The organism is Microbacterium sp. HMWF026 (assembly GCF_003061325.1).
Taxonomy (GTDB): domain Bacteria; phylum Actinomycetota; class Actinomycetes; order Actinomycetales; family Microbacteriaceae; genus Microbacterium; species Microbacterium testaceum_E.
Map to the genome: position 1 here is coordinate 1 of NZ_QAJB01000418.1, position 565 is coordinate 565.

At 70.3% G+C, this 565-nt stretch carries 1 protein-coding gene and 1 pseudogene; one reads left to right on the forward strand and one right to left on the reverse strand.

What is annotated here, in order from left to right; all coding sequences use genetic code 11:
- Positions 1–312: IS3 family transposase (locus DBR36_RS18860; protein WP_375136087.1), on the reverse strand; the 312-nt coding region annotated here is incomplete at its 3' end.
- Between DBR36_RS18860 and DBR36_RS18610 the strand changes: the two are divergent.
- Positions 208–565 (forward strand): annotated as a pseudogene (locus tag DBR36_RS18610) (hypothetical protein); the annotation flags it as partial. The gene DBR36_RS18860 and the pseudogene DBR36_RS18610 overlap by 105 nt on opposite strands.

Consider the following 565-nt stretch of genomic DNA (forward strand, 5'->3'; position numbering starts at 1 on the left):
GAGCAGATCCGGGGCACGATCGGCATGACGATCCGGGATCGTGGTCCGCACCCGCCGCCCCCGGACCAGACTGGTCAGCCCGAGATCGCGCATCAGCCGGTCCACCTGCCGCTTGGATACCACCAGGCCGCTGCGCCGCAGGTGAGCGGTCATCTTCCGCCGCCCATATAACCCTTCCGTGTGCCCGCTGTGGACAGGAGCGCGTCGATGACCACCGCGTCCGCGCGCGCCCGCGCACTGGGTTCGGCCCGTTTCCAGGCCCGATGGGTCCGCGCGGCGACCTGCACGCCCCGCTCCCGCAGGACCTGGCAGACTGACTCGACCGCGCGGTTCTTGGTTCGCTGCTCGTCGATGAACGCGACGATCAACGCCGACGGGGGTCGAGACCCCCGGCAGGCAGTCGACACGTATCGCGCATTCAGCAGCTTCCTGCTCGGCCAATTGCGTCTTGAGCCCGCCGTCCGCGGTGCAGAAATAGGCCCCGCCGAGGAGCCGCTCGACGAGGACGACCCCCCTGCGCCCGAAGGCGATGTGCAGTCGGGCCACCTCGAGCACGCGCCCGAGG